Below are 26,100 nucleotides of genomic sequence, written 5' to 3' on the forward strand. Positions count from 1 at the left end.
CGCGCGGGCGAAGTTCCGGGGGCTCTGCGGGCGCGGCACGCGGCATCTGGGCGGATATCCACCGTTAGCCTGTGACGAACGCCACACCATGTGAACGCGCTGCGTGAGGTTCTCACGATTACCGCCGAGAACCTGCGGGAAGTGCTTGCTGTGGTCGAGGCCGCAGCGCCTTCACGGCCCAGCCTTAGGGGGAGAATCCCATGCAGAGTGTCAAGCGCCCCGTTCGCGTTGCCGCCAAGCGGCAGCAGCTCGTCGTCGAGCCCGAGCCGGAGGGTGTCGAACCGGACTCCGGCGACGCCTACGGCCCCGACTCCGACTACGACACCTTCGAGATGTACCGGGTGATCTGCCCGGACTGCGCGCAGCCCATCGCGCTCCTGGCGGACGAGGAGTTCCTGCCGGAGCACGCGCTGTGCGCCTCGCCGTGGAACCCGTTCGGCCTGACGGCCTGTGCCGGTACCGGCCGCGCGGCGGCGGACGCCCGCCCCGCCGACGAGTCCTTCACGCCGCAGGAGCAGGACACCGCCCTGCTGCTGACGCTCCCCCAGGGCCTGGACTGGCGGACCCAGCCGTTCTCGCACGTGGGCGGTCCGGGCTCGCGCCCCATGCAGGTGCCGTTCACGCGCGGCAGGGCCGCCGCCTGAGCGGTGTGGACGACGCTGAACTGACGCTCGATTCCGCCCGCCGGTGACCTGCCCGGCCACGCTCGCGTTGGCCAGGCATGACTCCCACCCAGACGGCCACCGGGCGTCAGCGCCGCGTCTACGTGCCCCGGCCGGCGGACTCGCCTCCGCCCCCGGACCCGCCCATCTACACCGAGCTGATGCGGGTCTGGGCCGACCGGGGCCGCACGCTGCCGGGGCGCCACGACCCGGAATGGGCCGAGCTGGCGGCCCCGACGGTGCGCCGGGGACAGTTCAGCGACTCTCCGGCCCCGCCAGATGGCGAGCGATGACCATCCGCTGGATCTGGTTCGTGCCCTCGACGATCTGGAGCACCTTGGCCTCGCGCATGTAGCGCTCGGCCGGGAAGTCGGCGGTGTAGCCGTACCCGCCGAGGACCTGCACGGCGTCGACGGTGACCCGCATCGCGGTGTCGGTGCAGTGCAGCTTGGCCATGGCCGCCTGCTTGGCGAACGGCCTGCCCGCGTCCTTCAGCCGGGCCGCCGCCAGGTACAGCGCCCGGCCCGCCTCGATCTGGGTGGCCATGTCGGCCAGCAGGAAGCGCAGTCCCTGGAAGTCCGCGATGGGGTGCCCGAACTGCCGGCGCTCGGTCGCGTACGCCACCGCCTGGTCCAGGGCCGCCTGGGCGACGCCGATGGCGCAGGCCGCTATGCCGAGCCGGCCCGAGTCGAGCGCCGACAGGGCGATGCCGAAGCCCTGCCCTTCCTCACCGATGCGCCGCTCGTCCGGGACGCGTACACCGTCCAGGTGGACCTGGGCGGTGGGGCTGCCCTTGAGGCCCATCTTCTTCTCCGGCACGGCCGCGCTCAGGCCCTCGGCGTCGCCGGGCACCAGGAACGCGGTGATGCCGCGCGGGCCGTCGGCGCCGGTGCGGGCCATCACGGTGTAGAAGTCCGCGATACCGCCGTGGGTGATCCATGCCTTGGTGCCGCTGAGCACCCAGTCGTCGCCGTCCCGGACGGCCCTGGTGCGCAGGGAGGCCGCGTCGGAGCCCGAGGAGGGCTCGGAGAGGCAGTAGGCGCCGAGCAGGCCGCCGCCGAGCATGGCGGGCAGGTGCTCGACCTGCTGCTGCTTGGTGCCGTGGGTGGCAAGCGCGTACGAGGCGAGCGTGTGGACGCTGACGCCGAGGCCGACGGTGAGCCGGGCCGCGGCCAGCTCCTCCAGCACCTGGAGGTAGACCTCGTAGGGCTGCTCGCCGCCGCCGTGCTCGGGGTCGTAGGGCAGGCCCAGCAGGCCGGCTTCCGACAGGAGGGTGAAGACCTCGCGGGGGAAGCGTCCGGCGTCCTCCTCCTCGGCCGCCTTCGGCGCGATCTCGCGCTGTGCGATGTCCCGGACCAGGGCGAGCAGATCTCTCGCCTCGTCCGTGGGCAGTTGACGCTCCACCGGCTGCGTTTCGCGGTCGGACATGGCGTCGGACTCCTCCCTGTGCGGGCACATCGGCGGATGTGCGCCTTGGGTGGGGCGGCTCCGCGCGATCGCTCCGGTTGCGCCGAGGGCCCGCCTCCGGGTCTCGGAAGCGGCTGACCAGCGGCTTGTGCCGTGAGTATGCCCGATCGGGAACCTCCCGTCACCAGTTAACGACCGCTTACTTCAAGAATCCAGCCAGAGTCCCCCGCACCCCCTCCAGCCGGGATGCGGGCGGGGCCGTACGGGGGATTCTCAGCCGTCGCGGCGGGCCGGCGGCGGGGCCGGGCAGGAGGGGTCCAGCTCCTCGATGGCGCGCAGGGTGCCGCCCAGCGTCTTGACCAGCAGCTCGCCCAGGGCGGCGCGGGTCAGCTCCGGGCGGCCGATCCACTCGAGCGTGGTGCCCTCGACGCTGCACACCCAGGAGAACAGGCCGGTACGGGCCAGTGGGCCGATGTCGGTCCTGCCGTACGCGCCGTCGGCGATGGTGGCGACGATCGCCTCGCGCACTCCGTCCCGGATGGCGTGCACCTCGGCGTCGAAGCCGACGCCGCCGCTGACGATGGTGCGGTACGCGGCCTGGTGGTGCTCGGCGAAGCGGAGGTAGCCGTCGATGGTGCGCTGGAGGCGGTCCACGGCGGGGCGTTCGGCGCCGCCGGCGGCGAAGGCGACCAGCTCGGCGACGGAGTCCTGGACGATCGCCAGGTAGTAGCCGCGCTTGGAGCGGAAGTAGTAGTAGATCAGGCCCTTGGCGACATGGGCCTGGCGGGCGATGTCGTCCATGGACAGCGCGTCGTAGGGGGTGTCCGCGAACAACGCCCGCCCGATGGCGAGGAGTTCGGCGCGGCGGGCCGCGGAGCGGTCGGTGCCGCGCGCCCGGACGGGGACGGCCGCTGGTTGCTGACGCACACGCACAGTCTGCCCTGGTCTCGGCGTTCGGCGGGACCCGCGCAGTATGGCAGAGGGGGCGGCCTGACCGGCGCCCGGCCGCCCCCGTACCAGGTCAGCGCACGCCCACCGCCGCGAGCGCGCGGAGCTGGCGCCCGGTCGGGCGGGCCGGGAAGTACAGGTAGCAGACGCCGCCCGTACCGCTCCTGACCTTCCCGTTCGCGTCGTACCGCTTGGTGCGCAGCCAGATGTTCTCCCACTCGCGCCTGGCGTAGACCCGGCGCACCTCGGGATCGCTGGGCGAGGCGGGGTCGTTGGCGATGACGTCGCCGTCGGCGGTGAAGCCGATGACCGTCATCAGGTGGCCGGAGGTGCCGTAACCGGCGCCGGTCAGCTCGGTCTTGAGGAAGGACTGGGAGGTGATGGCCGGGATGCCCGCAGCGATCAGGGTCTCCAGGTCGGTGAGCGAGGTCAGCCGGGTCACCACGCCCTGGATGCCGGGGAAGGTGGCCGCGTAGGCCGCGTTGAACGGCCAGTTGCCGCAGCCGGTGTACTGGTGGTCGTAGGTGTACCGGGCCGCGTGGTCGACCTGGGGGTCGGCGTAGGACGGGTCGACCCAGGCGAGCTGCTCCGGGGTGAGCCTGCCGCCCCAGTACTCGATGATCATCTGCGAGGAGGTCGGGCTGCACCACGCCTCGCCGCCGTTGTCGTACTGCGGGTACTGGCCCTTGTGGATCTCCTGCGAGTAGCGCGGTACGACCAGTTCGCGGGCGAGTCCGGGCGTCGAGGCCGGGACGGTGAAGCGGTCGGGGACGTCGGAGCCCATCGCGCCGACGCGCCACACGGTCGGGGTCAGACGGGTGCCGGGCGTCCGGTACAGGGTGAGGCGCAGCCGGTACGCGACCGCGCGCAGGCCGGTGCTCGCGTCGTCGATGGCGAAGGTGTCGGTCCACACCGAGCTCTTGCCGTCGCTCTGGTCGTCCACCGAGGTCCGCTTGATGTCCTCGTCACCCGCGGCCCAGCGGCCCATCACGTACCAGGGGGCGGTGGTGCCGTCGGAGTAGCCGGCCTGGAGCTCGATCTGGAGCCAGGTGCCGGCCGGGGTGTCGGCGTTCCAGGAGGCGATCAGCTCGGTGGCGGGCACCCTGAGCCGGTGCAGCGGGGAGGTCCAGGTGGCGTACTCCCAGGCGGCGGTGGTGCCGGTGTGCGGGTCGGTGTAGTCGGTGCGGCCCTCGGGCACGGCGATGGCGATGCCGGGTCGGCGGCCGGGGACGGTCCGCACCCCGCGTCCGGTGCCGCCGCGCCAGTCGAGGTACGTGGTCCAGGCGCGGTTGTCGACGGGACGGGCGGGCGCGCGGCCCGGGTCGCCGGCGTCGGCGGCCGCGGTTGCGGCGGCCGCGGGGACCGTCCCGGCGGCCGCCGCGACGGCGACGGCCGCGGCGAGAACGGTGCGGCGGGACGGCTGCTGGGCTCTGCTCATGGGCGCGACTACCCCCAGGTGTCCGGGTCGGGACGGTTCAGGTGCACGGGCGTGCGCCAACTCGGGTGCACGGTTGTGCGCCAACTATGGAGCAGCCGACATGCCCCTGCCAGCACTTCGGCGCATGCCGCGCCCATGAATATTGGTCTTGGCCAATGGCGGGAGTCGGCGCACCGGCACGGCTCGGCCCCGGTGCGGGGCGGGACGCCGCACACCGGGGCCGTGCCATGGCAGGCTCATGTCACTCAGGAGCCCACTCCGGTTCAGACCAGGTCCATCGCCGCGACCTCGTCGGGGCGGCCGTAGCTGACCGGGCCCTGGAAGCGGCGGCGGGCGGTGGTGAACCACCACACCGTGGCGATGAGCAGCACGGCCGCGAGCGCGATCGGCGCGTAGTTGAAGGAGTCCACGGTGATCGGGGACGCCTGCGGCAGCATGAACAGGACGCTGCTGAGCAGAATCCAGATCACCGCGACCCAGCCGATCGGCCGGCCCCAGCGGCCCAGGTGCCAGGGACCGGCCTGGAACTCGTCGCCGAGCCGCAGCCGCAGGAAGATCGGCACCGCGTAGGCGAGGAACAGTCCGACCACGTTGACGCTGACGATGGCGGTGAACGCCGTGTGGGACCACCAGCCGGGCACCACCAGGGCGAGCGAGCAGCCCACCGCGAGCCAGACCGCCTTGACGGGCGTCCGGGTGCGCGGCGAGACGGAGTGCCACCAGCGGGAGCCGGGCATGGCGCCGTCGCGCGAGAAGGCGAAGATCTGCCGGGTGTTGCTGGTGAGGTTGGCCAGACCACAGAAGAGCATGGCGCCGATGACGATCAGCAGCATGACCTTGGCGGTGCCGACGCCGAGCCCGTCGATGAGAATCTGCACGGGCGGGGCGTCCGAACCGGCCACCTTGGCGTAGTCACTAATGCTGTAGACCAGCGCGAGCATCAGGATGAGGCCCGTGATCGCCGAATAGCCGATGGCGCGGGTGATGCCCTTGGGCGCGTTGACCGTCGCCTGGACCGTTTCCTCCGACATGTGGAAGCTGCCGTCGAAGCCGGTGAAGGTCCAGCTCGTGACCAGCAGGCCCAGCATGCCGCCGTAAAGGCCGTTGGTGAAGCCGGTGTTGTTCTCGAAATGCGTGACGAAGGACGCCGACTGGTGATGATCGGGAATCACGATGAGTGCGCCCACGATCACCACGAGTCCGATCAGCAGCCACCACACGGAAATCCGGTTCAGCACCGCGACGAGCTGGACGGTGTAGGTGTTGGCGAGACCCTGGAGCACGATGATCACCGCGGTGATCAGGACCGTCTGGTGGGCGGTGGGCTCGTAGGAGGACCACTGCAGGGCGACGAACGCCTGGATGAAGGTGGCGGCGGCGTATCCGGTGGCGGCCGTGCCGCCGATCTGCCCGACGAAGTTGAGCCAGCCGGTGAACCAGGACCAGGCGCCCTTGTGCCGCTTGGCGAGTTTACCGGCGGAGAAATACAGCGCCCCGCTCGTCGGATAGGCGGAGGCGACCTCGGCCATGGCGGCGCCGATGAAGAGCACCATCACGGAGACGCCGATCCAGCCGAACACGAGAATACGGGGGCCACCCGCACCGAGACCGAATCCGAAGGACGAGAAAATACCCGAGAGGATATTGATGATGGTGAAGGAGATCGCGAAATTGTCGAACGCTTTGAAACGGCGCGTGAGTTTGCGCGGATAACCCATCGCGTGCAGGGTCGCGTCGTCGTCGAGCACGACCGGTTCCTCGGCCGCAGGAGCCTCGGCCCCTGGCGGCGATATCCGTTCCGACACTGATCTGCCTTTCTGTTGGGGGGTGTACGCGTGAGGTGCGGTCTCAGGCGGGTCCGGGGACGGACAGCCCGCAGGCGCGCCGGGCCCGGGAGAGCTGTTCGGCGGGGTCACCGAAGGCGCTCCAGGGCATGCGCGAGGCGTACGGGCCCATCGCCGCGAACACCGCCCGTGCCTCGAACTCGCTCTGGCCCATGACCAGCGCGTGTGCGAGGTAGGCCAGGTCGAGCACCGGCGTGAACCGGGAACGGGCCACCGTGGGCAGCCAGTTGCGGTAGGCGGCCAGCGCGGTGGAGCGCCACTGCGGCTGTTCCCAGACCCGGTCGGCGAGCAACTGGGTCGGGTTGTAGCTCTCCACCAGCGCGACCAGCGGCAGCAGCCGGAGCGCGGAGTCGGCGGGGGCGCGCTGGCTGAGGAAGGCGGCCACGTCCCAGGCGGCGTTGACCGTGCCGCCGTGCCGGGTGAAGAAGAAGGAGAGGAAGCGGTGGTGGGCCTCGCGGTGCCAGGGGTCCAGGGACAGGATGTGGGCGAACAGCCGCCAGGGGCCGGGCGGCGCGGTGAGCAGGCCCTGCGGCGCGGGTTCGCGCAGCCGGTGCAGCCGGGTCATGGTCAGCTTGGCGACCCAGGGCGTGGGGTCGTCCGGGGCGAGGGCGGAGGCGCGTTCGCAGGCGGCCAGCGCTATCCGCTCCAGCGCCTCGGCGCGTTCGTCGCGCGCGTCGGCGGCCCGCATCGCGCGCTGCACGGCCACCCGGGCCCACATCAGCGCGGCCTCGGGCGACGGTTCCTCGGCGAGCCAGCGCTCCACCAGGTCGGTGCCGGCCGCCTCCGAGGCCAGCACCAGCGAGCGGTGGGCGCGCAGGCCGAAGTCGGACCGGGTCTCGGCCAGGGCCTCACAGGCGTAGCGGTGACGCCCTGCCCGTACGTCGACGCATACGCTCGCCAGGACGCGGTCGTCGGCCGCCGGGTGCCAGACGTACTGCCCCTCGAATAACTCCGCGGCCATGCTCCCCTGTCCGTCCCGATACGACGCGTCGCAGTTGTGCAGGACGCACCTTACTCATCGGGCGACACACCTGGAACGCCGAATTTCACATATCGGTCGGCGGATTCCGGGGGAAAATCTCCACCGATTGACCTTGAGTCAGCGGACACCTCGGGAAGTCGCGCTTTTCGGTCCGCCGGACAGCTCGCCTCCACCCCCTACTAGACTGTTTCCGGCAGAACTCCCCCACACCGCATCACACCTCAGGAATCGCCATTCACGACCTCGCCCGCCGGCTGCGCGCCCTCCCCCCGTCCCTGGGGCCGGTCCGGCTGATCGGTGTCGACGGGCACGCGGGCTCCGGGAAGTCCACCTTCGCCGGACGCCTGGCCGCCGCGCTCGGCGGGGCGCCGGTGCTGCACCTGGACGACATCGCCACCCACGACGAACTGTTCTCCTGGACCGGCCGTCTGACCGCCCAGGTGATCGAACCGCTGGGCCGGGGCGACAGCGCGCGGTACTCCCCCTACGACTGGACCCTGCGCGCCTTCGGCCCGCCCCGCCTCCTGCCGCCCGCCCCCGTGCTCCTCGTCGAGGGCGTGGGCGCCGGCCGCCGGGAGCTGCGCCCGCACCTGGCGGCCCTGCTGTGGATGGAGCTGGACGCGCGGGAGTCCTGGGCGCGCGGCCGCCGCCGGGACGGCGAGGCCCAGCGGGAGTTCTGGGACGGCTGGACCGGGGCGGAGCGCGCGCACTTCGCCGGCGATCCCGCACGCCCCCATGCGGACCTGCTGGTGCGCGCGACACCCGAGGGGTACGAGGTGCTCCCCGGGCCCGCGAGCCCCCTCCGGCCGGGCTTCTCCGGCCCGGATTCTCACTGACGGTGACGACCCGTCCGCTGTGTGCTGAACTTGTGAAGGCGCCTGTCCCGGAAGTCCGTTCAGGGCCCCAACTCAGCTTGACCCGGCGCCCGTACAGGTCTTACGTTCTCTACACACGGCCTTTCGCGGGCCGTCCGAAGGACACGAAGCCCCCGATCGTTCCCCCGTGACCGGGGGCTTCGTTCTGTCCCGAGCCGGATTCCGGGCGCCGAACGCACCGATTCGATCACCCTCGGTGACCGCGCCCCGTGCGCCCCGCATGCTCCCACCTCGTCAAACGCCCTCTGCGGCACCCTTCGGCAGCCGGTGCCCCCACGGGTACGATGCCCTCGGTGCGACCTTCGAGCAGCAGCCTCGCGCACCGGCAACTCCGGTCCGCGGTACAGCGGTTCGACCGCGGCGACCGCCGAGCGCCTGCCCGGTGGGCAACCAACGGGGGGCACGGTTCGTGGGGGACGTGATGGACTTCGGCATGCAGGGCCCCGAGGCCCCGGCCGACCTCGCCTGGGTGCGAGGCGTGGACGCCTACACGATGGGCGCCTACCCGCAGGCCGAGGAGGAGTTCCGCGCCGCGGCGCGGATGGACCCGGGGATGGCCGACGCCTGGCTCGGGCTGCACGCGCTCAGGGTCGACACGACCACCGCGCTGCTGCGGATGTTCCGGCACCGCGACCGCTTCGGCGAGCAGCGCGCCCGGCACCACCGCTCCCTCAACTCCTGGTACTGGCTGGGCTGGTGGGTGCAGCCGGTACTGGAGAGTCCCCGCGACCTGCTGCTGGCGCACGCCTCGCACTGGCTGGACGGCCGCCATGTGCCGGAGCTGGACCGGGCGCTGGCCGGGCTGCCACCCGTGGACACCGACCCCCAGGTGCGGTTCCTGCACGCCTGCCGCGCCTATCTGGTCAAGGACTGGGACCAGTTGGTCCGGCACACCGACCCGCTCCTCGCCGACCCGCTGCTCGGCATAGAGGCGGGCCTGTTCGGCGGCATGGCCCGCGTCCGGCTGGAGACGTACGGGCAGGCCGAGCCGCTGCTCTCGGCCGCCCTGATGCGCTGCCGCAGCGAGCAGCCGCAGCGCAAGGAGCTGCGGTACTGGCTGGCCCGCGCCCACGAGGGCACCGGCCGCAGCGCCGCCGCGCTCCCGCTGTACCGGGCCGTGCACCGGGTCGACCCGGCCTTCATGGACACCTCCGCCCGGCTCGCCGCCATCGCCGAGGGCGACGGCTACGACGACCCCGCCGACTTCGCCTCGGTCACCCTGTCCGGCGCCGGGCAGGACACCATCGACGGTCCCGACACCCTCGACCCGCTGTTCGGCAGCGAGGGCCGCGACCTCCGGTTCGCCGAGCCCGACCTGCCGGCCGGCCCGCTGCCCTCGGCGGACCGCGCGGTCCGTCTGAGGACCGGTGTCACCTCGCCGAACCTGCCGGCCGGCCCGACCGATCCGGGGTTGCTGGAGGAGGCCCTGGCGGAGCTGGAGCGCATGGTGGGCCTGGAGCCCGTCAAGCGCCAGGTGAAGGCGCTCTCGGCGCAGCTCAACATGGCCCGGCTGCGCGCCGGGCAGGGGCTGCCGGTCCAGCCGCCGAAACGGCACTTCGTCTTCTCCGGCCCCTCCGGCACCGGCAAGACCACGGTGGCCCGCATCCTCGGCCGGGTCTTCTACGCCCTCGGCCTGCTCGGCGGCGACCACCTGGTGGAGGCCCAGCGGGCCGACCTGGTCGGCGAGTACCTGGGCCAGACCGCGGTGAAGGCCAACGAACTGATCGACTCGGCCATCGGCGGCGTGCTCTTCGTGGACGAGGCGTACGCGCTCTCCAACTCGGGATACGGCAAGGGTGACGCGTACGGGGACGAGGCGCTCCAGGTGCTGCTGAAGCGGGCCGAGGACAACCGGGACCACCTGGTGGTGATCCTCGCCGGGTACCCCGAGGGCATGGACCGGCTGCTGGCCGCCAACCCAGGTCTGTCGTCCCGCTTCACCACCCGCGTGGACTTCCCCTCCTACCGCCCGCCGGAACTGACCGAGATCGGACGGGTGCTGGCGGCGGAGAACGGGGACGCGTGGGACGAGGAGGCGGTGGAGGAGCTGCGCTCCATCGCCGGGCACGTGGTCGACCAGGGCTGGATCGACGAGCTGGGCAACGGCCGGTTCCTGCGCACCCTGTACGAGAAGAGCTGCGCGTACCGGGATCTGCGGCTGTCCACCTGTCCGGGCGTCCTCTCCCGCGAGGACCTGGCCACTCTCCGGCTGCCGGACCTGATGCAGGCGTACGGCGAGGTGCTGTCGGGGCGAGCGCCACAGGACCCGTCGGCGATGTGACGGGCCCCGCGGCGCCGGCATGATCCAAACGACAGGCCCTAGGTGGCCAGTGCCTGCTCCGGGTCCCCGCTCGTGCGCTGCCGGGCCGGGGCCGGGCGCACGGGCACCGGTTCCGTCTTCGGCGCGGGCGCGGGAGTGTCCGGGTGGGCCGGGTCGTGGACCTCGCCCACCAGCAGCTCCAGCGCGTCCTCCAGCGCGACCAGACCCAGCACCCGGCCGGAGGCGTCCGCCACCTGGGCCAGATGCGTGGCCGCCCGGCGCATGACGGTCAGCGCGTCGTCCAGCGGGAGTTCCGCCCGCATCGTGGCCATCGGGCGCCACACGTGCTGCGGCACGGCGCGGTCGGAGTCCTCCAGGTCGAGGACGTCCTTCACATGCACGTACCCCATGAAGGCGCCGGCTCCGGCGGCCACCGGGAAGCGGGAGTAGCCGGTGCGCGCGGTCAGCTCCACGATCTCGCCCGGTGTCACCGACGGCGGCACCGTGACGAGGGTCTCGCGCTTGAGGAGGACGTCGGTGACCGGGCGGGAGCCCAGTTCCAGGGCGTCCTCAAGACGCTCCTGCGCCTCCGGGTCGAGCAGCCCGGCCTGGCCGGAGTCCTCCAGCAGGCGGTTGAGCTGCTCGCTGGTGACGACGGCCTCGACCTCGTCCTTGGGCTCGACGCGGAACAGCCGCAGGATGCCCTGCGCGCAGGCGCCGAGCGCCACGGTGACCGGCTTGCAGATCCGGGCGAAGTACACCAGGCCCGGACCGAGCCAGAGCGCGGCCTTCTCCGGGGCGGCCATGGCCAGGTTCTTCGGCACCATCTCACCGATGACCAGGTGGAAGAAGACCACCGCGGCCAGCGCGATCACATAGCCCAGCGGGTGGATCGCACCCTCGGGGACATGGGCGGCCTCGAACACCGGCTCCAGCAGATGGGCCACGGTCGGCTCGGCCACCGCGCCCAGGGTCAGCGAGCAGACGGTGATGCCGAACTGGGCGGCCGCCATCATCTGCGGCAGCCGCTCCAGACCGTGCAGCACCTGGCGGGCACGCGCGGTGCCGACCGGCTCGATCTGGCTGCGCCGGACGGAGACGAGCGCGAACTCGGCGCCGACGAAGAATCCGTTGGCGAGCACGAGCAGCGCGGCGAAGAGGAGTTGGACGACGCTCATCGGACGGCCTCCGGCTGCTGGGCGACGGGCGCCGTCCGGACCAGGCGGACCCGCTCGGCGCGGTAGTGGCGGACCTGGCGCACGGACAGCCGCCAGCCGGGCAGTTCGGCCCGGTCGCCGGGGGCGGGGATGCGGCCGAGCAGGTCGGCCACGAGCCCGGCGACTGTCTCGTACGGGCCCTCGGGGGCTTCCAGGCCGATGCGGGTGAGGACGTCGACGCGGCAGCCGCCGTCCACGTCCCAGGCGGGGCGGCCGTCCTCCGGCGGGGCGGGGGCGACCTCGGGCACGACCTGGCGGTCGTGCTCGTCGCGGACCTCGCCGACCAGTTCCTCGACGATGTCCTCCAGCGTGACCACGCCCGCGGTGCCGCCGTACTCGTCGACGACGACCGCGATGGGCTGCTCGCTGCGCAGCCGGGTCAGCAGGGGGCGCACCGGCAGGGTCTCGGGGACCAGCAGCGCCTTGCCGGCGATCCGGGCGACCGGGGTGCGCAGGCGCTCGGCCGCCGGAACCGCGAGGGCGTCCTTGAGGTGGACCATGCCGACGATCTCGTCGATCTTCTCCCGGTAGACGGGGAAGCGGGACAGACCGGTGGCACGGGTGAGGTTGACGACGTCCTCGGCGGTGGCCGAGTCCTGGAGCGCGCTGACCTTCACCCGCGGGGTCATGACGTGCTGGGCGGTCAGGTCGCCGAGGGACAGGGTGCGCACGAACAGGTCGGCCGTGTCCTGCTCCAGGGCGCCGGCCCGGGCGGAGTGCCGGGCCAGGGAGACCAGTTCGCCGGGGGTGCGGGCGGAGGCCAGCTCGTCGGCGGGCTCGACGCCGAGGGCGCGGACCAGCCGGTTGGCGACCGTGTTCAGCACGGAGATCACCGGCCGGAACAGCCGCGCGAACACGTGCTGCGGGCCCGCGACGAACCGCGCTACCTGGAGCGGCTTGGAGACCGCCCAGTTCTTGGGGACCAGCTCACCCACGACCATCTGGACCGCGGAGGCCAGCAGCATGCCGACCACCACCGCGACCCCGGAGGCGGCACCCTCGGGGACGCCGAGCGCGCCGAGGGGGCCGCCGAGCAGGTCCGCGAGGGCCGGTTCGGCGAGCATGCCGACGACGAGCGAGGTGATGGTGATGCCGAGCTGGGTGCCGGAGAGCTGGAAGGAGAGTTCCTTCAGCGACTCCACGACCGTACGGGCGCGCTTGTCGCCCTCGGCCGCGGCCCGCTCGGCGTCCTGGCGCTCGACGGTGACGAGGCCGAACTCGGCGGCCACGAAGAAGCCGTTGGCCAGGATCAGCAGGAAGGCCGCTCCTAGGAGCAGCAGGGAGATGCTCATGATGCCGCCGCCTCCGCGTGCACGCGGGCCGGGTGGTCCGCGGTATGTCGGCAGGGGGCGGCGCAGGTACTACAGGACGAACCGTCCATCGCCGGAGAGGGTCACTCCTCGGATAGCAGGGAAAACCTCCGCGCGCCGGGCGTGGCACGACGGAGGCGGAGGCGCCTCGAAAAACGCCTCCGCCAACAGATTAGTCAAGACCGGGGCAGGTGCGGCAAGGGTGACCGCCCCTGATCGGCCCCTGATCCGGGACCCCGAGGGGCCCCTGAGGCCGCGCTCGGCTTGCCGGAGCCTCAGCTCCGGGGGAACTCGGGATCGCGCGGCGCCTGCTGCTCCACCAGAGTGCGCAGGCTCCGCGCGTCGGCGATGGCGCGCTCCTTGGCGACGCCGGGCTGGATGCCGAGCGCGGCCAGGCTGGTGCCGTCGCTGAGGTCGAGGAACACCCAGGGGTCACCCGGACGCAGGTTGACCCCGACGATCTCGGCCCAGGCCAGCTTGCGGCTGCCGGCGATGTTGACGACCGTGACGCCGGACTGCTCGGCGACGACCTTCACCCGCGCCAGCCGGGCCAGCACCCAGGCCATCAGGGCGCCGGTGACGATGAAGCTGAGGCGCTCCCCCGGTCCCATCTCCAGCAGCAGGGCGACGGCGGCGACGACCAGGAAGATCGCGACCCCGGCGGTGAGCAGGATCACCCGGGTGTGTCCCGGCCGGAAGGTGACCGGGAGGACGGGCTGGGCGGCGGGGGGCTGGGACGGCTCGGACATCTGACTCGCGGTTCCTCAGAGACGGCAGGCGTGGATGGCCGTGGTCAGGATGGCCCGGGCCCCGATGGCGTACAGATCGTCCATGATCCGCTGGGCCTCCTTGGCCGGGACCATGGCGCGCACGGCGACCCAGCCCTCGTTGTGCAGCGGGGAGACGGTGGGGGACTCCAGGCCCGGCGTGAGCGCGACGGCCTTCTCGAGCTGCTCCACGCGGCAGTCGTAGTCCATCATCACGTAGGTCCGCGCGACCAGGACGCCCTGGAGGCGGCGGAGGAACTGCTGGACCTTGGGCTCGTCGGTGTCGGCGCCGGTGCGGCGGATGACGACGGCCTCGGACTTCATGATGGGCTCGCCGAAGACCTCGAGCCCGGCGTTGCGCAGCGAGGTGCCGGTCTCCACCACGTCCGCGATGATCTCCGCCACGCCCAGCTCGATCGCGGTCTCCACCGCGCCGTCGAGGTGGACCACGGAGGCGTCGATGGCGTTGTCCGCGAGGTGGCGGCCGACGATGCCCTCGTAGGAGGTGGCGACCGTGCGGCCCTTGAGGTCGGCGGTGCCGGCGAAGGTGCCGGGGCGGGCGGCGAAGTGGAAGGTGGAGCGGGCGAAGCCGAGCGGGAGGATCTCCTCGGCGCCGGCGCCGGAGTCGATCAGCAGGTCGCGGCCGGTGATGCCGATGTCGAGCTGCCCGGAGGAGACGTAGATCGCGATGTCCCGGGGGCGGAGGTAGAAGAACTCGACCTCGTTCACCGGGTCCACGGTGCGCAGTTCCTTGGACTCCCGCCGCTGCCGGTAGCCGGCCTCATGCAGCATGTCCCCCGCAGGTCCGGACAGGGAACCCTTGTTGGGGACGGCGATGCGCAGCATGAGGTCGGCTTCCTTCGTGTGACGGCGTGGTGCGGTGGGTTCGGCGTACGGGGCGACGGATCACAGGTGGGCGTAGACGTCGTCCAGCGAGATACCGCGGGCGACCATCATCACCTGGACGTGGTAGAGCAACTGCGAGATCTCCTCGGCGGCCGCTTCCTTGCCCTCGTACTCGGCGGCCATCCAGACCTCGGCGGCCTCCTCGACGACCTTCTTGCCGATGGCATGGACGCCCTTGCCCACCAGTTCGGCGGTGCGGGAGGTGGCGGGGTCGCCGGTGGCTGCCTTGTGCTGGAGCTCGGTGAAGAGCTCCTCGAACGTCTTATTGGACATGGTGGTCCTCAGCCTACGCGGTCCGGACGGGGTCTCAGTGCCAGGGTTCGGACACCGAACGGAGCGTGGCAGCCGTGGCCACGGCAGCGGTGACCGCCTCGTGGCCCTTGTCCTCGCTGGAGCCCTCGATGCCGGCGCGGTCCAGGGCCTGCTCCTCCGTGTCGCAGGTGAGGACGCCGAAGCCGACGGGGACGCCGGTCTGCACCGAGACCTGGGTGAGGCCCTGGGTGACGCCCTGGCACACGTAGTCGAAGTGGGGGGTGCCGCCGCGGATGACGACACCGAGGGCGACGACGGCCTGGTAGCCGCGGTCGGCCAGGACCTTGGCGGCGACGGGGAGTTCGAAGCTGCCGGGGACCCTGATCAAGGTCGGCTCGTCGATCCCCAGGTCGTGCAGGGCGCGCAGGGCGCCGTTCACCAGACCGTCCATCACCTTGTCGTGCCACTGCGCCGCGATGACGGCGACCCTGAGGTCGCTGACGTTGCTGCGTACGGAGATCTCCGGTGCACCCTTGCCGCTCACGTTGCTCCTTCGCGCTGTTCGCTCGGTATCGCTTACTGGTTGATCGCTTACTGGTTGCCGCAGGTGGACACGGCGGGGGTGTCCAGCCAGGGCAGGTCGTGGCCCATCCGGTCGCGCTTGGTGCGCAGGTACCGGACGTTGTGCTCGTCGGCGTGGACCGGCATCGGCTCGCGGCCGGTGACCTGGATGCCGTGCCGGGTGAGCGCGTCGGTCTTGTCGGGGTTGTTGGTCATCAGGCGGACGTCGCGCACGCCGAGGTCGGCCAGGATCTGGGCGCCGGCCGCGTAGTCGCGGGCGTCGGCGGGCAGGCCGAGTTCCAGGTTGGCGTCGAGGGTGTCCCGGCCGCGCTCCTGGAGTTCGTAGGCGCGCAGCTTGGACAGCAGGCCGATGCCGCGTCCCTCGTGGCCGCGCAGGTAGACGACGACGCCCCTCCCCTCGGCGTGGATGCGGGCGAGGGCGGCGTCGAGCTGGGGGCCGCAGTCGCAGCGCCGGGAGGCGAAGACGTCGCCGGTGAGGCACTCGGAGTGGACGCGGGCGAGCACGCCGGTGCCGTCCCCGATGTCGCCGTGGACGAGGGCGACGTGTTCGACGCCGTCGGGGGCGCGGTAGCCGTAGGCGGTGAAGGTGCCGTGCCGGGTGGGCAGGCTGGTCTCGGCCTCGCGGCGGACGGTGGGCGCGACCGCGAGAGGCGCTGTCACGGCCTCCTCGGCCTCGGCCGCGGGGGCGCGGAGGTGGGTGACGAGGTCCGCGATGGAGATGATCGTCAGGCCGTGCTTGCGGGCGAAGGGGATCAGCTCGGGCAGCCGCAGCATGCGGCCGTCCTCGCCGGCGATCTCCACGATGGCTCCGGCGGGGCGCAGTCCGGCGAGCCGGGCGAGGTCGACGGCGGCCTCGGTGTGGCCGTCGCGGACCAGGACGCCGCCCTCGCGGGCGCGCAGCGGGAAGATGTGGCCGGGGCGGACCAGGTCGGTGGGCCGCGCGGTGCCGCTCGCCAGCAGCTTCAGGGTGGTGGCGCGGTCGGTGGCGGAGATGCCGGTGGTCACGCCGTGCGCGGGCGAGGCGTCCACGGAGACGGTGAAGGCGGTCTTCATCGACTCGGTGTTGTCCTCGACCATCTGCGGCAGCTTCAGCCGGTCGAGTTCGGCGCCCTCCATGGGGGCGCAGATCAGGCCCCGGCACTCGCTCATCATGAAGGCGACGATCTCGGGGGTGACCTTCTCGGCGGCGATGACGAGGTCGCCCTCGTTCTCGCGGTCCTCGTCGTCGACGACCACGACGGGGCGGCCCGCGGCGATGTCGGCGACGGCCTGCTCCACGGGGTCGAGGCGGAGGTCTTCGATGCTGTCACCGGGGTGCAGCGGGGGTGCCGAGGTCATGCGGGCGTTCCTTCCAGGACGGGCCGCGCGTTCTCGCGGGAGCGCAGCCACCAGTCGCGCATGCCCCACAGGACGAGCGCGCCGTAGATCACGTAGACGAAGCCGGAGAAGGCGTAGCCGTTGGCGAAGTTGAGCGGGACGCCGACGACGTCGACGAGCAGCCAGGCGATCCAGAACTCGACCATGCCCTTGGCCTGGGCGTACATGGCGACGATGGTGCCGACGAAGATGTAGGCGTCCGGCCAGGGGTCCCAGGACAGCGACGGGTACGCGGTGAAGAGCAGCGCGACGGCGACGGTGCCGGCGGCGGCCGCGGCGATCATGACCGCGCGTTCGCGCCAGGTGGCGAAGCGGGGGGCGATGTGGCCGTCGGCGGCCTTGCCGCGGCTGCGGCTCCACTGCCAGAAGCCGTAGACGGCGACGGCCATGACGACGACCTGCTTGCCCGCGCTGCCGGCGAGGTGACCGTAGAACGCGGCGAACAGGATGAGGCCGGAGAGGAGCTGGACCGGCCAGGTCACCAGGGAGCGGCGCCAGCCGAGTGCGAGGGCGGCCAGGCCGAAGAGGTTGCCGATCATGTCCGACCACAGGATGTGCTGGCCGAACAGGGTGAACGCCTCGGTGTTGAGCGAGTTCACGCGCCTGCCTCCCGTCCGGCCGCGAGCAGCCGCTCGACGTACTTGGCGATGACGTCGACCTCGAGGTTGACCGGGTCGCCGGGCTGCTTGTGGCCGAGCGTGGTCAGGGCGAGCGTGGTGGGGATGAGGCTGACGGTGAAGAAGTCGGGGCCCGCCTCGACCACGGTGAGGCTGATGCCGTCGACCGTGATGGAGCCCTTCTCCACGACGTAGCGGGAGAGGTGGGCGGGGAGCGAGATCTTCACGATCTCCCAGTGCTCGGACGGGGTACGGGCGAGCACCTCGCCGGAGCCGTCGACATGGCCCTGCACGATGTGGCCGCCGAGGCGGGCGCCGACGGCGGTGGGGCGTTCGAGGTTGACGCGGGAGCCGACGGCGAGCGCGCCGAGGCTGGAGCGCTTGAGGGTCTCGGCCATCACGTCGGCGGTGAACTCGTCACCCTCGTGCTCGACCACGGTGAGACAGACGCCGTTGACGGCGATGGAGTCCCCGTGCCGCGCGCCTTCGGTGACGACGGGGCCACGGAGCCGGAAACGGGAGGCGTCGCCGAGGTTCTCGACGGCGGTGACCTCGCCCAGCTCTTCCACGATTCCGGTGAACACGTCCCCGGTCCTCCTGCCTCTTCGGGCACGGACTCCGGGGGCCGGTCGATGACGACGGCATGGACGAGGGGAATGCACCGGGTACGACGCCGAGAGGGACCCGTCCCACAAGGGACGAGACCTGATACGGCGGCGCGCATGGTGATGCCCGCCCGCCGCGCACTGCCTCCCATCCGGACTTTAACCGTCGGTCCAGGAGTTTCACCTGGTCAACCGGCCGCTGGAAGCGGCCGGGTCGCGGACTGTAACCGCCGGTTCGGACTTTCACCGACCCCGGAGTGCGCTGCTTCTGGTACACCGCAAGTCTGCCACGCCCGCCGGTCGGCCATACAGGGGACCGGTGTGGGCTGCCTCACAGACACACCATGCGGGTGAACACCCGACACAACATCCCCACATCACAAGGGAATTGAGCTTGGTCCGGACCTGTTGACCGAAGTGGTCTAGTCCTTTTATGGTGCGACCGGACCCGGCGGCGGTGACGAAGGCCCTTGCCCGCCGCCGGGTCACCCCAGCCGCATGTCACATTCCCGGCCGTGGCGCCGTCACAGGTCATGGGCGTGCCGGACGGGCCGCCCCGGACCCTCAGGGAAGGCGAGCGGCATGACCACGATCCTGGTGACGGGCGGCACCGGCACACTCGGCCGGCTGGTGACGGAGAGACTCCGGACGGACGGCCACGAGGTACGGGTACTCAGCCGGCACAGCGAGCCGTACGCGGCCGACCTGCGCAAGGGCGGCCCCGCGCTCGACACGGCGCTGGCCGGCGTGGAGACGGTGGTGCACTGCGCCAGCTCGCCCAACGGCGGCGACGAGCGGGCCGCCGGCCACCTGATCGCGGCCGCGCGGCGGGCCGGCGTGGCCCATCTGGTGTACATCTCCATCGTCGGCGTGGACCGGGTGCCGCTGCCCTACTACCGCGCCAAGCTCGCGGTGGAGCGCCGGATCGAGGACTCGGGCCTGGGCTGGACCGTGCTCCGCGCCACCCAGTTCCACGACCTGATGGTCACCTTCCTCGGCAAACTCACCGCACCCCCACTGGCCCTGCTCCCGGCCGGTCTCTCCGACCAGCCGATCGAGGTGGCCGAAGTGGCCGACCGCCTGGCGGAGCTGGCCCTCACGACCCCCTCGGGCCGCGTCCCCGACATGGGCGGCCCCGAGATCCGCTCCGTCCCCTCCCTGGCCCGTGCCTACCTGAACGCCACGGGCAGGCACCGACGCCCGCTGGAGGTCCCCCTGTTCGGCCGGACGTACGGCGCGTTCCGCGCGGGCGGCCACCTGGCCCCGGAACAGGCGGTGGGCAAGGGGACGTTCGAGGAGCACCTGGCCCGCCGGTTCGGCTGAGCGGAGGGCGGGGTTGCCGGGCACCGGAAGCGTGGGAGGGGTCAGGGTTGCCGGTGGCGCAGCTTCGCCACCCCGGCTACGTTGCCAGGTGCGGGCCTGCCCGGCCCGCCGGCGGAGGGGGTGGTCCGGATGCTGCTCGCCCTGGTGGGTACGGCGCTGATCCTGGTCTGGTCGGTCATCAAGCTGGTCCGGCGCGACCGGCGCCGGGCACCCGGCGGTCCCGAGGCCCTGCGGATCGAGGCGCGGGCCACACGGGGTCTCCGCGATGCCCGCCGCCAGGCACACGCCTACCACCACTCCAACGACGTCAACGGCGTGAGCGCCCTGCGGGACCGGGACTGAGCCCTACGGCGCGAACAGTTCGTCCTGGGCGCGGTCGCGGGCTGTCAGGAGGGCCCCGCGCAGGACCGCCGTGCCGCCGAGGGCGCCGGGGCGGACCTCGGTGGCCAGGGGGGACATGCGGGCGAGGCGGGCGCCGACCCGGCGAGCGAGGGCCTCTCCGCCGGCCTGGCCGATCTCGCCGCCGAGGACCACGCAGCCGGGGTCGAGGATGGCGGTGACGGCGGCGGTGCCTATGGCGAGGCGGTCGGCGAGGGTGTCCAGGAAGCGGGCGGCGGGGCCGTCCCCCGCGGCGACCGCCCGCGCGACCAGCCGTGCGGCGCCCGGTCCGTCCAGCGGGCCTTCGGCCGGCAGGCCGTGCTCGCGGGCGAGGGCGCCGATCGCGGCGGCGCCCGCCAGGGCGTGGAAGCCGCCGTCGCAGTCGGTGGCGGAGGGCAGCGAGCCGGTGCCGGGGACGGGCAGGAAGCCGATCTCACCGGTACCGCCGGAGGCACCCCGGCGCAGGTGACCGTCGAGGACGACGGCGGCGCCGACGCCGTGCCCGAGCCAGAGCAGGACGAAGGTGTCCCGGTCGCGGGCGGCACCCTCGCGCTGCTCGGCGAGGGCCGCGAGGTTGGTCTCGTTCTCGACCGTGACCCGCGCCTTGGGCAGCCGCCACTGGAGGGCCGCGACCAGGCTGCGGTGCCACGCGGGCAGCCCGCTGGAGTCGCGCAGGTCACCGGTGGCCGGGTCGACCAGACCGGGCGCGCCGATGCCCACGGTGTGCAGCCCCGCCCAGGCGTCCTGCCCCGCCTTCCGCGCCGCCTCCTCCACGGCCGCGACCGCCTGCTCGACGGCGGGCCCGGTGCCGCTCCCGGCGTCGATGGGCACGGCCACCTCCGCGAGCACCCTTCCGACCAGGTCGGAGACGAGCACCAGGACTCCCCCGGTACGGACGTCGAGGGCGGCCAGATGGGCGCGGTCGGCGGCGATGCCGTACAGCCGGGCGTTGGGCCCGCGGCGCTGCTCGCCCGACTCCCCCACGACCCGGATCAGACCGGAGACGGTGAGGCGCTCGACGAGGTCGCTCACGGTGGGCCGGGACAGTCCGGTGAGCTGCTTGAGCTGTCCCGCCGTCAGCGGGCCCTCCTGCTGCAACAGCCGCAGGGCGAGCCGGTCGTTGATGGCCCGTGCGGTGCTCGGTGATGCGGGCATGACGGGAATCCTCCCAGAGGCGGGCCGATGGACGCACCCTATCTATCAGGCAGGGTCCCTGATAGTTTGCGCGGGTGCCGAGGACGGTACAGCGGGCGAGCCCCTGGGGAGGGACGTGAAGATGGGTGACGTGAGCGGACCGGCCGGGAAGGTCAGGCGCGCCCGGTACGCCGTGGCCGCCGTGTTCGCCGTGCACGGCGCGGTGACGGGTTCCTTCGCCACCCGCGTGCCCTGGATTCAGGACCACGCCGGGCTGAGCGCGGGCCAGCTCGGGTTCGCCCTGGCCTTCACCGCGCTCGGCGCCTCCTGCGCGATGCCGCTGGCGGGCCGGATCAGCCACCGCTTCGGCAGCCGTACGGCCCTGCGCGGACTCCTCGCGCTGTGGACGCTCTCCCTGGTGCTGCCCTCGCTGGCGCCCAACCTGCTCACGCTGTGCCTGGGCATGTTCGTCTACGGTGCCGCATCCGGCATGGCGGACGTGGTGATGAACGCGCTCGGCGTGGAGGTCGAGCGGCTGCTCGGCAAGTCGATCATGTCGGGGCTGCACGGCATGTGGAGCACGGGCGCGCTGATCGGCTCGGCGGCGGGCACGCTGGCCGCGCATCTCGGCTCCGACGCCCGGCTGCACCATGTGCTGGCGGCCGTCGTACTCACCCTGCTGGGCCAACTGGCGTGCGCCTGGGTGCTGGACGTACAGCCCGCCGAGGACGAGGAGCCGCCGCCGAGGTTCGCGCTGCCGCCCCGCTCGGCCCTGCTGATCGGCGCGGTCGGCTTCTGCGCGGTGTTCGCGGAGGGGGCGAGCCTGGACTGGTCCGCGGTGTTCCTGCGGGACCGGCTGGACGGCTCGCCGGGCCTGGCGGCGGCGACCACCACCGGGTTCATGCTGACCATGGCCGTCGCCCGGATCGCCGGGGACGCGGTGGTGAACCGCTTCGGCGCGGTGCGCACCGTCCGGGCGGGCGGCCTGCTCGCCGGGGTGGGTGGCCTGCTGGTGGTCCTCGCGGACCGTCCCCCGCTGGCGATGACCGGCTTCGCGCTGATGGGGCTCGGCATCGCGGTGGTCGTCCCGCTGTGCTTCGCGGCGGCCGGGCACTCGGGGCCCAACCCGAGCCAGGCCATCGCGGGTGTGGCCACGATCACCTACACCTCGGGGCTGATCGCGCCGAGCCTGATCGGCGGGGTGGCGCAGGCGACCAGCCTGACCGTGTCGTTCGTCGTGGTGACCGTGCTGGCCTGCGCGCTGGCCGGGTTCGCGGGCGTGCTGCGCACCGCCGAGCGCGGGGGCGACAAGGTCAGCCGGCAGGCCGCAGCAGTTCCCGGGCCGCCTGCCTGAACCCCTCGCTCCAGGGCGCGGGCCGCAGCGTTTCCGCGTCCAGCCGGACCAGGACGCGGGTGCCGCGCGCGTAGGTCGTGGCGCCGTCGGCCGAGCAGAGCCGGAACCCGTAGGTGAGGCCGGTGGTGCCGAGCCGCTCCAGCCAGAGGTGGACGGCGTAGGTGCCGGGGCGGGTGACGGGCGCCTCATAGCCGATGACGAGTTCGCGGACCGCGGTGCAGGCGTCGCCGGCCGCCGCCCAGTCGCCGTCGAAGCGGACCCCGCGGGCGTTCCACAGCTCGGTCCAGGCGCGCTCGACCAGCAGCGGACAGCGGGCGTTGTGCAGCAGCCCGAGCGCGTCCAGGTCGTCGAAGTGCACGGCGACGGGGACGAGTTGACCGTACGGGACGGTGGGGGCGGTCGGGGCTTCGGCGGTCACGGGCGGGGCTCCTGAGCGGGTCGGTCGGGGCGGCGCACACCCCCGGACCCCGCCATACTAAGCGACCGCTCAGGCGCTCTCGCGGGCAACTCCCCTGGTCAGACCGGGGTCCCCGGACACCCGTTCCCGGCGCGCGAGGGACACCGCGGGGCCGAAGCGCACCTCCTTACCCCTGACAATGGTGCGGACCGTCTTCAGTACAGAGAAAGCGAAACCCCACCATGGACCTCGGCGTGCGTTGGCGAATGCACGGTGATGGAAAGTCACCCGCACCCGGAGCGGTGGTACGCCCCGACGAACGGCTGACCTGGCCGCGCACGGTGGGCCTGGGCGCCCAGCACGTCGTGGCGATGTTCGGCGCCTCCTTCGTCGCCCCCGTGCTCATGGGCCTGGACCCCAACCTGGCGATCATGATGTCGGGTGTGGCGACGGTGATCTTCCTGCTCGCCACCCGCGGCCGGGTCCCCAGCTACCTGGGCTGCTCGCTGTCCTTCGTGGGTGTCGCCGCGGTGATCCGCGCGGACGGCGGCAGCAGCGCGACCGTGACCGGCGCGATCCTCGTGGTCGGCGTGGTGCTGTTCCTGGTGGGTCTCGCGGTGCAGAAGTTCGGCGCGCGGATCATCCACGCCGCGATGCCGCCGGTCGTCACCGGCGCCGTGGTCATGCTGATCGGCTTCAACCTGGCCCCGGTCACCGCGACGACGTACTGGCCGCAGGACCAGTGGACGGCGCTGCTCGTGATGCTGTTCACCGGCCTGGCCGTGGTCTGCCTGCGCGGTTTCTGGTCGCGCATCGCCATCTTCCTGGGCCTGGTCTTCGGCTACCTGATCTCCTGGATCTTCGACCTGACCCTCGGCAAGATCCACTCGGCGGACGCGAGCGGCAAGGTCACCGACCACTGGCGGCTCGACCTCTCCGGCGTCTCCAAGGCGGACTGGATCGGGCTGCCCGCCTTCCACGGGCCCGCCTTCCAGTGGTCGGCGATCCTGGTCGCGCTGCCCGTGGTGATCGCCCTGGTCGCGGAGAACGCGGGCCACGTCAAGGCGGTCGGCGAGATGACCGGCGACTCACTGGACGACAAGCTCGGCACCGCGATCTCGGCGGACGGCGTCGCCTCGGTCCTCTCCACCGCCGTGGGCGGCCCGCCGAACACCACCTACTCCGAGAACATCGGTGTGATGGCCGCGACCCGCGTCTACTCCACGGCCGCCTACTGGGCCGCCGCCTGCTTCGCCCTGCTCTTCGGCGTCTGCCCCAAGTTCGGCGCGGTGGTGGCCGCGATCCCCGGCGGTGTCCTCGGCGGCATCACCGTCATCCTGTACGGCATGATCGGCCTGCTCGGCGCGCAGATCTGGCTGCACGGCAAGGTGGACCTGCGCAATCCGCTGAACCTGGTCCCGGCGGCCGCGGGCATCATCATCGGCGTCGGCAACGTCACCATGAAGTTCACCGACACCTTCTCGCTGAGCGGCATCGCCCTGGGCACCCTGGTCGTCATCACCGGCTACCACGCCCTGCGCGCCTTCGCCCCGGCCCACCTGAAGACGCAGCAGCCGCTGCTGGACGAGGGCACCTCGTCGTACGACAAGCAGGCCGAGGGCACCGCCGACGGGTCCGGCAAGCCGTAGCGGGAGCCGCACCGGCCCGGCGTTCGCTCGTTCCGGCGAAGCACCGGGCCGGTCGGCCCGCCGGCCGGTGCGCGGCTGCCACCCTGCCCCCATGGTGCTGCCGCGATACTCCACCACCCCCGTCGACGCCGTCCTGACCCGGATGCGCGCGCTCGACGCGGCGCTGCCCGCGCGGGACGGGGTCGCCGTGTTCAACCGGGTCTACCTCACCGTCACCGAGGAGGTGGACCGGCGGCTGGACGCCGGGGAGTTCCCGGACGCGTGCGCGGCGGCCGCGCTGGACGTCCGGTTCGCCGAGCGGTACCTCGCGGCCGTGGACGCGGTCGAGGACGACCGCCGTCCGCCCGCCTGCTGGCGTCCGCTGTTCCAGCTCCGCCGCCATCCCGGCGTACGGCCGCTCCAGTTCGCCCTGGCGGGCATCAACGCCCACATCGGGCACGACCTGGCGCTCGCCGTGGTCGACACCTGCGCGGCCCTGGGATGTGCGCCGGCCGAGCTGGAGGACGAGTTCGACCGGGTGGGCGAGCTGCTGGCCGAGCTGGAGGAGCGCATCCGCGAGGATCTGATGCCGGGTCCCGACCTGCTCCAGATCGCGGACCCGATCACGCATCTGCTGGGCGCGTGGAGCCTGGAGCGGGCGCGGGACGCCACCTGGTCGGCGGCCAGGGTGCTGTGGGCGCTGCGGCGCTGTGGCGGCGACATGGCCGAGGAGTTCACCGCCCGGCTGGACGCGGCCGTCGGCTTCGCGGGACGGATGCTGCTGACGCCGCTCGGGGAGTGCGGGGACTGAGGTGGCCTGAAGTCACCCCATCGGGTGACTTACGGAACAGCCGGGCGGGGGCCGCGCGTTGAAGGGACATCCCGACGCGAAGGAGCACCGGTATGACGACCAGGCTCGGCCTCGGCCTTCCCCAGATGCGCCAGTACGACATCGGCAGGGACGTGCCCGACGTGGCACGCGCCGCCGAGGAGATCGGTTACGACAGCCTGTGGGTCTTCGAGCGGGCCCTGGTCCCGGAGCCCGCCGCCCAGGGGCTGTACGGCATACCGGGTCTGCCCTGGCCGGAGTACTACCGGGGCGTGGCCGACCCGCTGGTCACGCTCACCCTCGCCGCCACCGCGACCTCGCGCGCCGAGCTGGGCTCCAGCGTGCTGGTGGCCCCGCTGCACCTGCCGTTCCAGCTCGCCAAGTCCCTGGCCACGCTGGACGTGGTGAGCGGCGGGCGGGTGATCGCGGGCTTCGGCACGGGCTGGTCCCTGGACGAGTACGCGGCCGCGGGGGTGCTCCCCTTCGAGGAGCGCGGCACCGCGCTGGACGAGGTGATCGCGGTGTGCCGGGCCGTGTGGGGTCCCGATCCGGTCGTCCATCACGGCAAGACCACCGACATCGCCTCCGCGATCGTCGGCCCGAAGCCGGTGCGGCCCGTCCCGGTCCTGCTGGCCGCGACCAACCGGCGGGCGATGCGGCGGCTGGTGGAGCGGGGCGACGGCTGGCTGCCGGGCGCCTACGGCCCCGAGCAGCTCGCCGCCCAGTGGCGCGACCTGCGGGAGCTGGCCGAGGAGGCCGGGCGTACCGAGCCGGTCCGTACAGTCATCAGGGTCAACGCGCGCGTGGCCGCCAGGCCGGTCACCGGCGCGGACCGCCCGCTGTTCGAGGGCGACACCGACCAGATCGTGGCCGACATCGCGGCGCACACCGGCATCGTTCCGGACGCGGAGATACTCCTCGACGTCCAGAGCGAGGCACGGGACGCGGCCGAGCTGAAGGACACCGCCGCCGGGCTGTACGAGAAGGCGCGGGCGGCCGGGGTCTGAG

General features: G+C 72.5%; 26 protein-coding genes and 1 riboswitch. Of the genes, 10 read left to right on the forward strand and 16 right to left on the reverse strand.

Annotated features, from left to right (window positions below; translation table 11 throughout):
- Nucleotides 1-200 precede the first annotated feature (200 nt).
- Together ACZ3HQ_RS25200 and ACZ3HQ_RS25205 are read left to right on the forward strand one after the other, a co-directional pair.
- A complete protein-coding gene (locus ACZ3HQ_RS25200; protein WP_467514267.1) occupies nt 201-644 on the forward strand; it encodes a hypothetical protein in 444 nt (147 codons plus the stop codon).
- 77 nt (nt 645-721) lie between these two features.
- Entirely contained in the window at nt 722-955 is a 234-nt protein-coding gene (locus ACZ3HQ_RS25205; RefSeq protein WP_467514269.1) for a hypothetical protein, read from the forward strand.
- Here ACZ3HQ_RS25205 and ACZ3HQ_RS25210 read toward each other — a convergent pair.
- From ACZ3HQ_RS25210 to ACZ3HQ_RS25230, 5 genes are all read right to left on the reverse strand, one after another.
- A complete protein-coding gene (locus ACZ3HQ_RS25210) occupies nt 918-2,090 on the reverse strand; it encodes an acyl-CoA dehydrogenase (protein WP_356432245.1) in 1,173 nt (390 codons plus the stop codon). The genes ACZ3HQ_RS25205 and ACZ3HQ_RS25210 overlap by 38 nt on opposite strands.
- Before the next feature lie 252 nt (nt 2,091-2,342).
- Nucleotides 2,343-3,002, reverse strand: a complete 660-nt coding sequence (locus ACZ3HQ_RS25215) for a TetR/AcrR family transcriptional regulator (RefSeq protein WP_467514270.1) — start codon at nt 3,000-3,002, stop codon at nt 2,343-2,345.
- 88 nt (nt 3,003-3,090) lie between these two features.
- Complete coding sequence (locus ACZ3HQ_RS25220) at nt 3,091-4,455, reverse strand: peptidase C39 family protein (protein WP_467514272.1); 1,365 nt, start codon at nt 4,453-4,455, stop codon at nt 3,091-3,093.
- Nucleotides 4,456-4,718: 263 nt separating this feature from the next.
- The gene (locus ACZ3HQ_RS25225) at nt 4,719-6,260 is read right to left on the reverse strand and encodes an amino acid permease (RefSeq protein WP_467514274.1); all 1,542 of its coding nucleotides are present in this window, start codon (nt 6,258-6,260) and stop codon (nt 4,719-4,721) included.
- 43 nt (nt 6,261-6,303) lie between these two features.
- Nucleotides 6,304-7,260: a hypothetical protein gene (locus tag ACZ3HQ_RS25230; RefSeq protein WP_467514276.1), complete on the reverse strand. Its 957-nt coding sequence runs from the start codon at nt 7,258-7,260 to the stop codon at nt 6,304-6,306.
- Between the two features lie 392 nt (nt 7,261-7,652).
- Between ACZ3HQ_RS25230 and ACZ3HQ_RS25235 the strand changes: the two genes are divergently transcribed.
- Nucleotides 7,653-8,117, forward strand: a complete 465-nt coding sequence (locus ACZ3HQ_RS25235; RefSeq protein WP_467514278.1) for a hypothetical protein — start codon at nt 7,653-7,655, stop codon at nt 8,115-8,117.
- 460 nt (nt 8,118-8,577) lie between these two features.
- Nucleotides 8,578-10,437: an AAA family ATPase gene (locus tag ACZ3HQ_RS25240; RefSeq protein WP_467514761.1), complete on the forward strand. Its 1,860-nt coding sequence runs from the start codon at nt 8,578-8,580 to the stop codon at nt 10,435-10,437.
- Nucleotides 10,438-10,475: 38 nt separating this feature from the next.
- Here the strand turns inward: ACZ3HQ_RS25240 and ACZ3HQ_RS25245 are convergent, their stop codons facing one another.
- The 9 genes from ACZ3HQ_RS25245 to ACZ3HQ_RS25285 all read right to left on the reverse strand — a co-directional run bounded on the left by ACZ3HQ_RS25245 (nt 10,476) and on the right by ACZ3HQ_RS25285 (nt 18,028).
- A complete protein-coding gene (locus tag ACZ3HQ_RS25245; RefSeq protein ID WP_467514280.1) occupies nt 10,476-11,594 on the reverse strand; it encodes a hemolysin family protein in 1,119 nt (372 codons plus the stop codon).
- Entirely contained in the window at nt 11,591-12,925 is a 1,335-nt protein-coding gene (locus ACZ3HQ_RS25250; RefSeq protein WP_467514282.1) for a hemolysin family protein, read from the reverse strand. The genes ACZ3HQ_RS25245 and ACZ3HQ_RS25250 overlap by 4 nt, the downstream gene beginning before the upstream one ends.
- Nucleotides 12,926-13,218: 293 nt before the next feature.
- Nucleotides 13,219-13,692 carry a PH domain-containing protein gene (locus ACZ3HQ_RS25255; RefSeq protein WP_467514284.1) on the reverse strand — a complete coding sequence of 158 codons (474 nt, stop codon included), beginning with the start codon at nt 13,690-13,692 and terminating at the stop codon, nt 13,219-13,221.
- A 15-nt stretch (nt 13,693-13,707) separates the two neighbouring features.
- A complete protein-coding gene (gene hisG, locus ACZ3HQ_RS25260) occupies nt 13,708-14,556 on the reverse strand; it encodes an ATP phosphoribosyltransferase (protein ID WP_217460958.1) in 849 nt (282 codons plus the stop codon).
- Nucleotides 14,557-14,616: 60 nt separating this feature from the next.
- Nucleotides 14,617-14,889 (reverse strand): phosphoribosyl-ATP diphosphatase, encoded by a 273-nt coding sequence (locus ACZ3HQ_RS25265; RefSeq protein WP_006378313.1) that lies wholly within the window; start codon nt 14,887-14,889, stop codon nt 14,617-14,619.
- Between the two features lie 34 nt (nt 14,890-14,923).
- The gene (gene ribH, locus ACZ3HQ_RS25270) at nt 14,924-15,412 is read right to left on the reverse strand and encodes a 6,7-dimethyl-8-ribityllumazine synthase (RefSeq protein WP_467514286.1); all 489 of its coding nucleotides are present in this window, start codon (nt 15,410-15,412) and stop codon (nt 14,924-14,926) included.
- 47 nt (nt 15,413-15,459) lie between these two features.
- Nucleotides 15,460-16,788, reverse strand: a complete 1,329-nt coding sequence (locus ACZ3HQ_RS25275; protein WP_467514288.1) for a bifunctional 3,4-dihydroxy-2-butanone-4-phosphate synthase/GTP cyclohydrolase II — start codon at nt 16,786-16,788, stop codon at nt 15,460-15,462.
- Nucleotides 16,785-17,426 carry a nicotinamide mononucleotide transporter family protein gene (locus tag ACZ3HQ_RS25280; RefSeq protein ID WP_467514289.1) on the reverse strand — a complete coding sequence of 214 codons (642 nt, stop codon included), beginning with the start codon at nt 17,424-17,426 and terminating at the stop codon, nt 16,785-16,787. Before ACZ3HQ_RS25280 ends, ACZ3HQ_RS25275 begins: the two co-directional genes overlap by 4 nt.
- Complete coding sequence (locus tag ACZ3HQ_RS25285; protein ID WP_467514290.1) at nt 17,423-18,028, reverse strand: riboflavin synthase; 606 nt, start codon at nt 18,026-18,028, stop codon at nt 17,423-17,425. Before ACZ3HQ_RS25285 ends, ACZ3HQ_RS25280 begins: the two co-directional genes overlap by 4 nt.
- A 155-nt stretch (nt 18,029-18,183) precedes the next feature.
- Nucleotides 18,184-18,314: riboswitch (FMN riboswitch) on the reverse strand.
- A gap of 317 nt (nt 18,315-18,631) precedes the next feature.
- On the opposite strand from ACZ3HQ_RS25285, the gene ACZ3HQ_RS25290 reads away from it, so the two are divergent.
- Together ACZ3HQ_RS25290 and ACZ3HQ_RS25295 are read left to right on the forward strand one after the other, a co-directional pair.
- Nucleotides 18,632-19,372 carry an SDR family oxidoreductase gene (locus tag ACZ3HQ_RS25290; protein WP_467514292.1) on the forward strand — a complete coding sequence of 247 codons (741 nt, stop codon included), beginning with the start codon at nt 18,632-18,634 and terminating at the stop codon, nt 19,370-19,372.
- A gap of 129 nt (nt 19,373-19,501) precedes the next feature.
- The gene (locus ACZ3HQ_RS25295) at nt 19,502-19,714 is read left to right on the forward strand and encodes a hypothetical protein (protein ID WP_467514293.1); all 213 of its coding nucleotides are present in this window, start codon (nt 19,502-19,504) and stop codon (nt 19,712-19,714) included.
- A 3-nt stretch (nt 19,715-19,717) separates the two neighbouring features.
- Here the strand turns inward: ACZ3HQ_RS25295 and ACZ3HQ_RS25300 are convergent, their stop codons facing one another.
- Complete coding sequence (locus tag ACZ3HQ_RS25300) at nt 19,718-20,905, reverse strand: ROK family transcriptional regulator (RefSeq protein WP_467514295.1); 1,188 nt, start codon at nt 20,903-20,905, stop codon at nt 19,718-19,720.
- 121 nt (nt 20,906-21,026) lie between these two features.
- On the opposite strand from ACZ3HQ_RS25300, the gene ACZ3HQ_RS25305 reads away from it, so the two are divergent.
- On the forward strand, nt 21,027-22,238 hold the full coding sequence (locus ACZ3HQ_RS25305; RefSeq protein ID WP_467514296.1) for an MFS transporter: 1,212 nt from the start codon (nt 21,027-21,029) through the stop codon (nt 22,236-22,238).
- Here the strand turns inward: ACZ3HQ_RS25305 and ACZ3HQ_RS25310 are convergent.
- A complete protein-coding gene (locus tag ACZ3HQ_RS25310) occupies nt 22,198-22,656 on the reverse strand; it encodes an acyl-CoA thioesterase (RefSeq protein ID WP_467514297.1) in 459 nt (152 codons plus the stop codon). The two genes, ACZ3HQ_RS25305 and ACZ3HQ_RS25310, sit on opposite strands and share 41 nt — an antisense overlap.
- 221 nt (nt 22,657-22,877) lie before the next feature.
- On the opposite strand from ACZ3HQ_RS25310, the gene ACZ3HQ_RS25315 reads away from it, so the two are divergent.
- The 3 genes from ACZ3HQ_RS25315 (at nt 22,878) to ACZ3HQ_RS25325 (ending at nt 26,099) form a co-directional block, all read left to right on the forward strand.
- A complete protein-coding gene (locus tag ACZ3HQ_RS25315) occupies nt 22,878-24,284 on the forward strand; it encodes a uracil-xanthine permease family protein (RefSeq protein WP_467514299.1) in 1,407 nt (468 codons plus the stop codon).
- 91 nt (nt 24,285-24,375) lie between these two features.
- On the forward strand, nt 24,376-25,074 hold the full coding sequence (locus ACZ3HQ_RS25320) for a DUF5995 family protein (RefSeq protein WP_467514301.1): 699 nt from the start codon (nt 24,376-24,378) through the stop codon (nt 25,072-25,074).
- Nucleotides 25,075-25,166: 92 nt separating this feature from the next.
- Nucleotides 25,167-26,099, forward strand: a complete 933-nt coding sequence (locus ACZ3HQ_RS25325; protein WP_467514302.1) for an LLM class F420-dependent oxidoreductase — start codon at nt 25,167-25,169, stop codon at nt 26,097-26,099.
- Nucleotide 26,100: the final 1 nt, after the last annotated feature.

Source organism: Streptomyces sp. NPDC018263 (genome assembly GCF_055562575.1).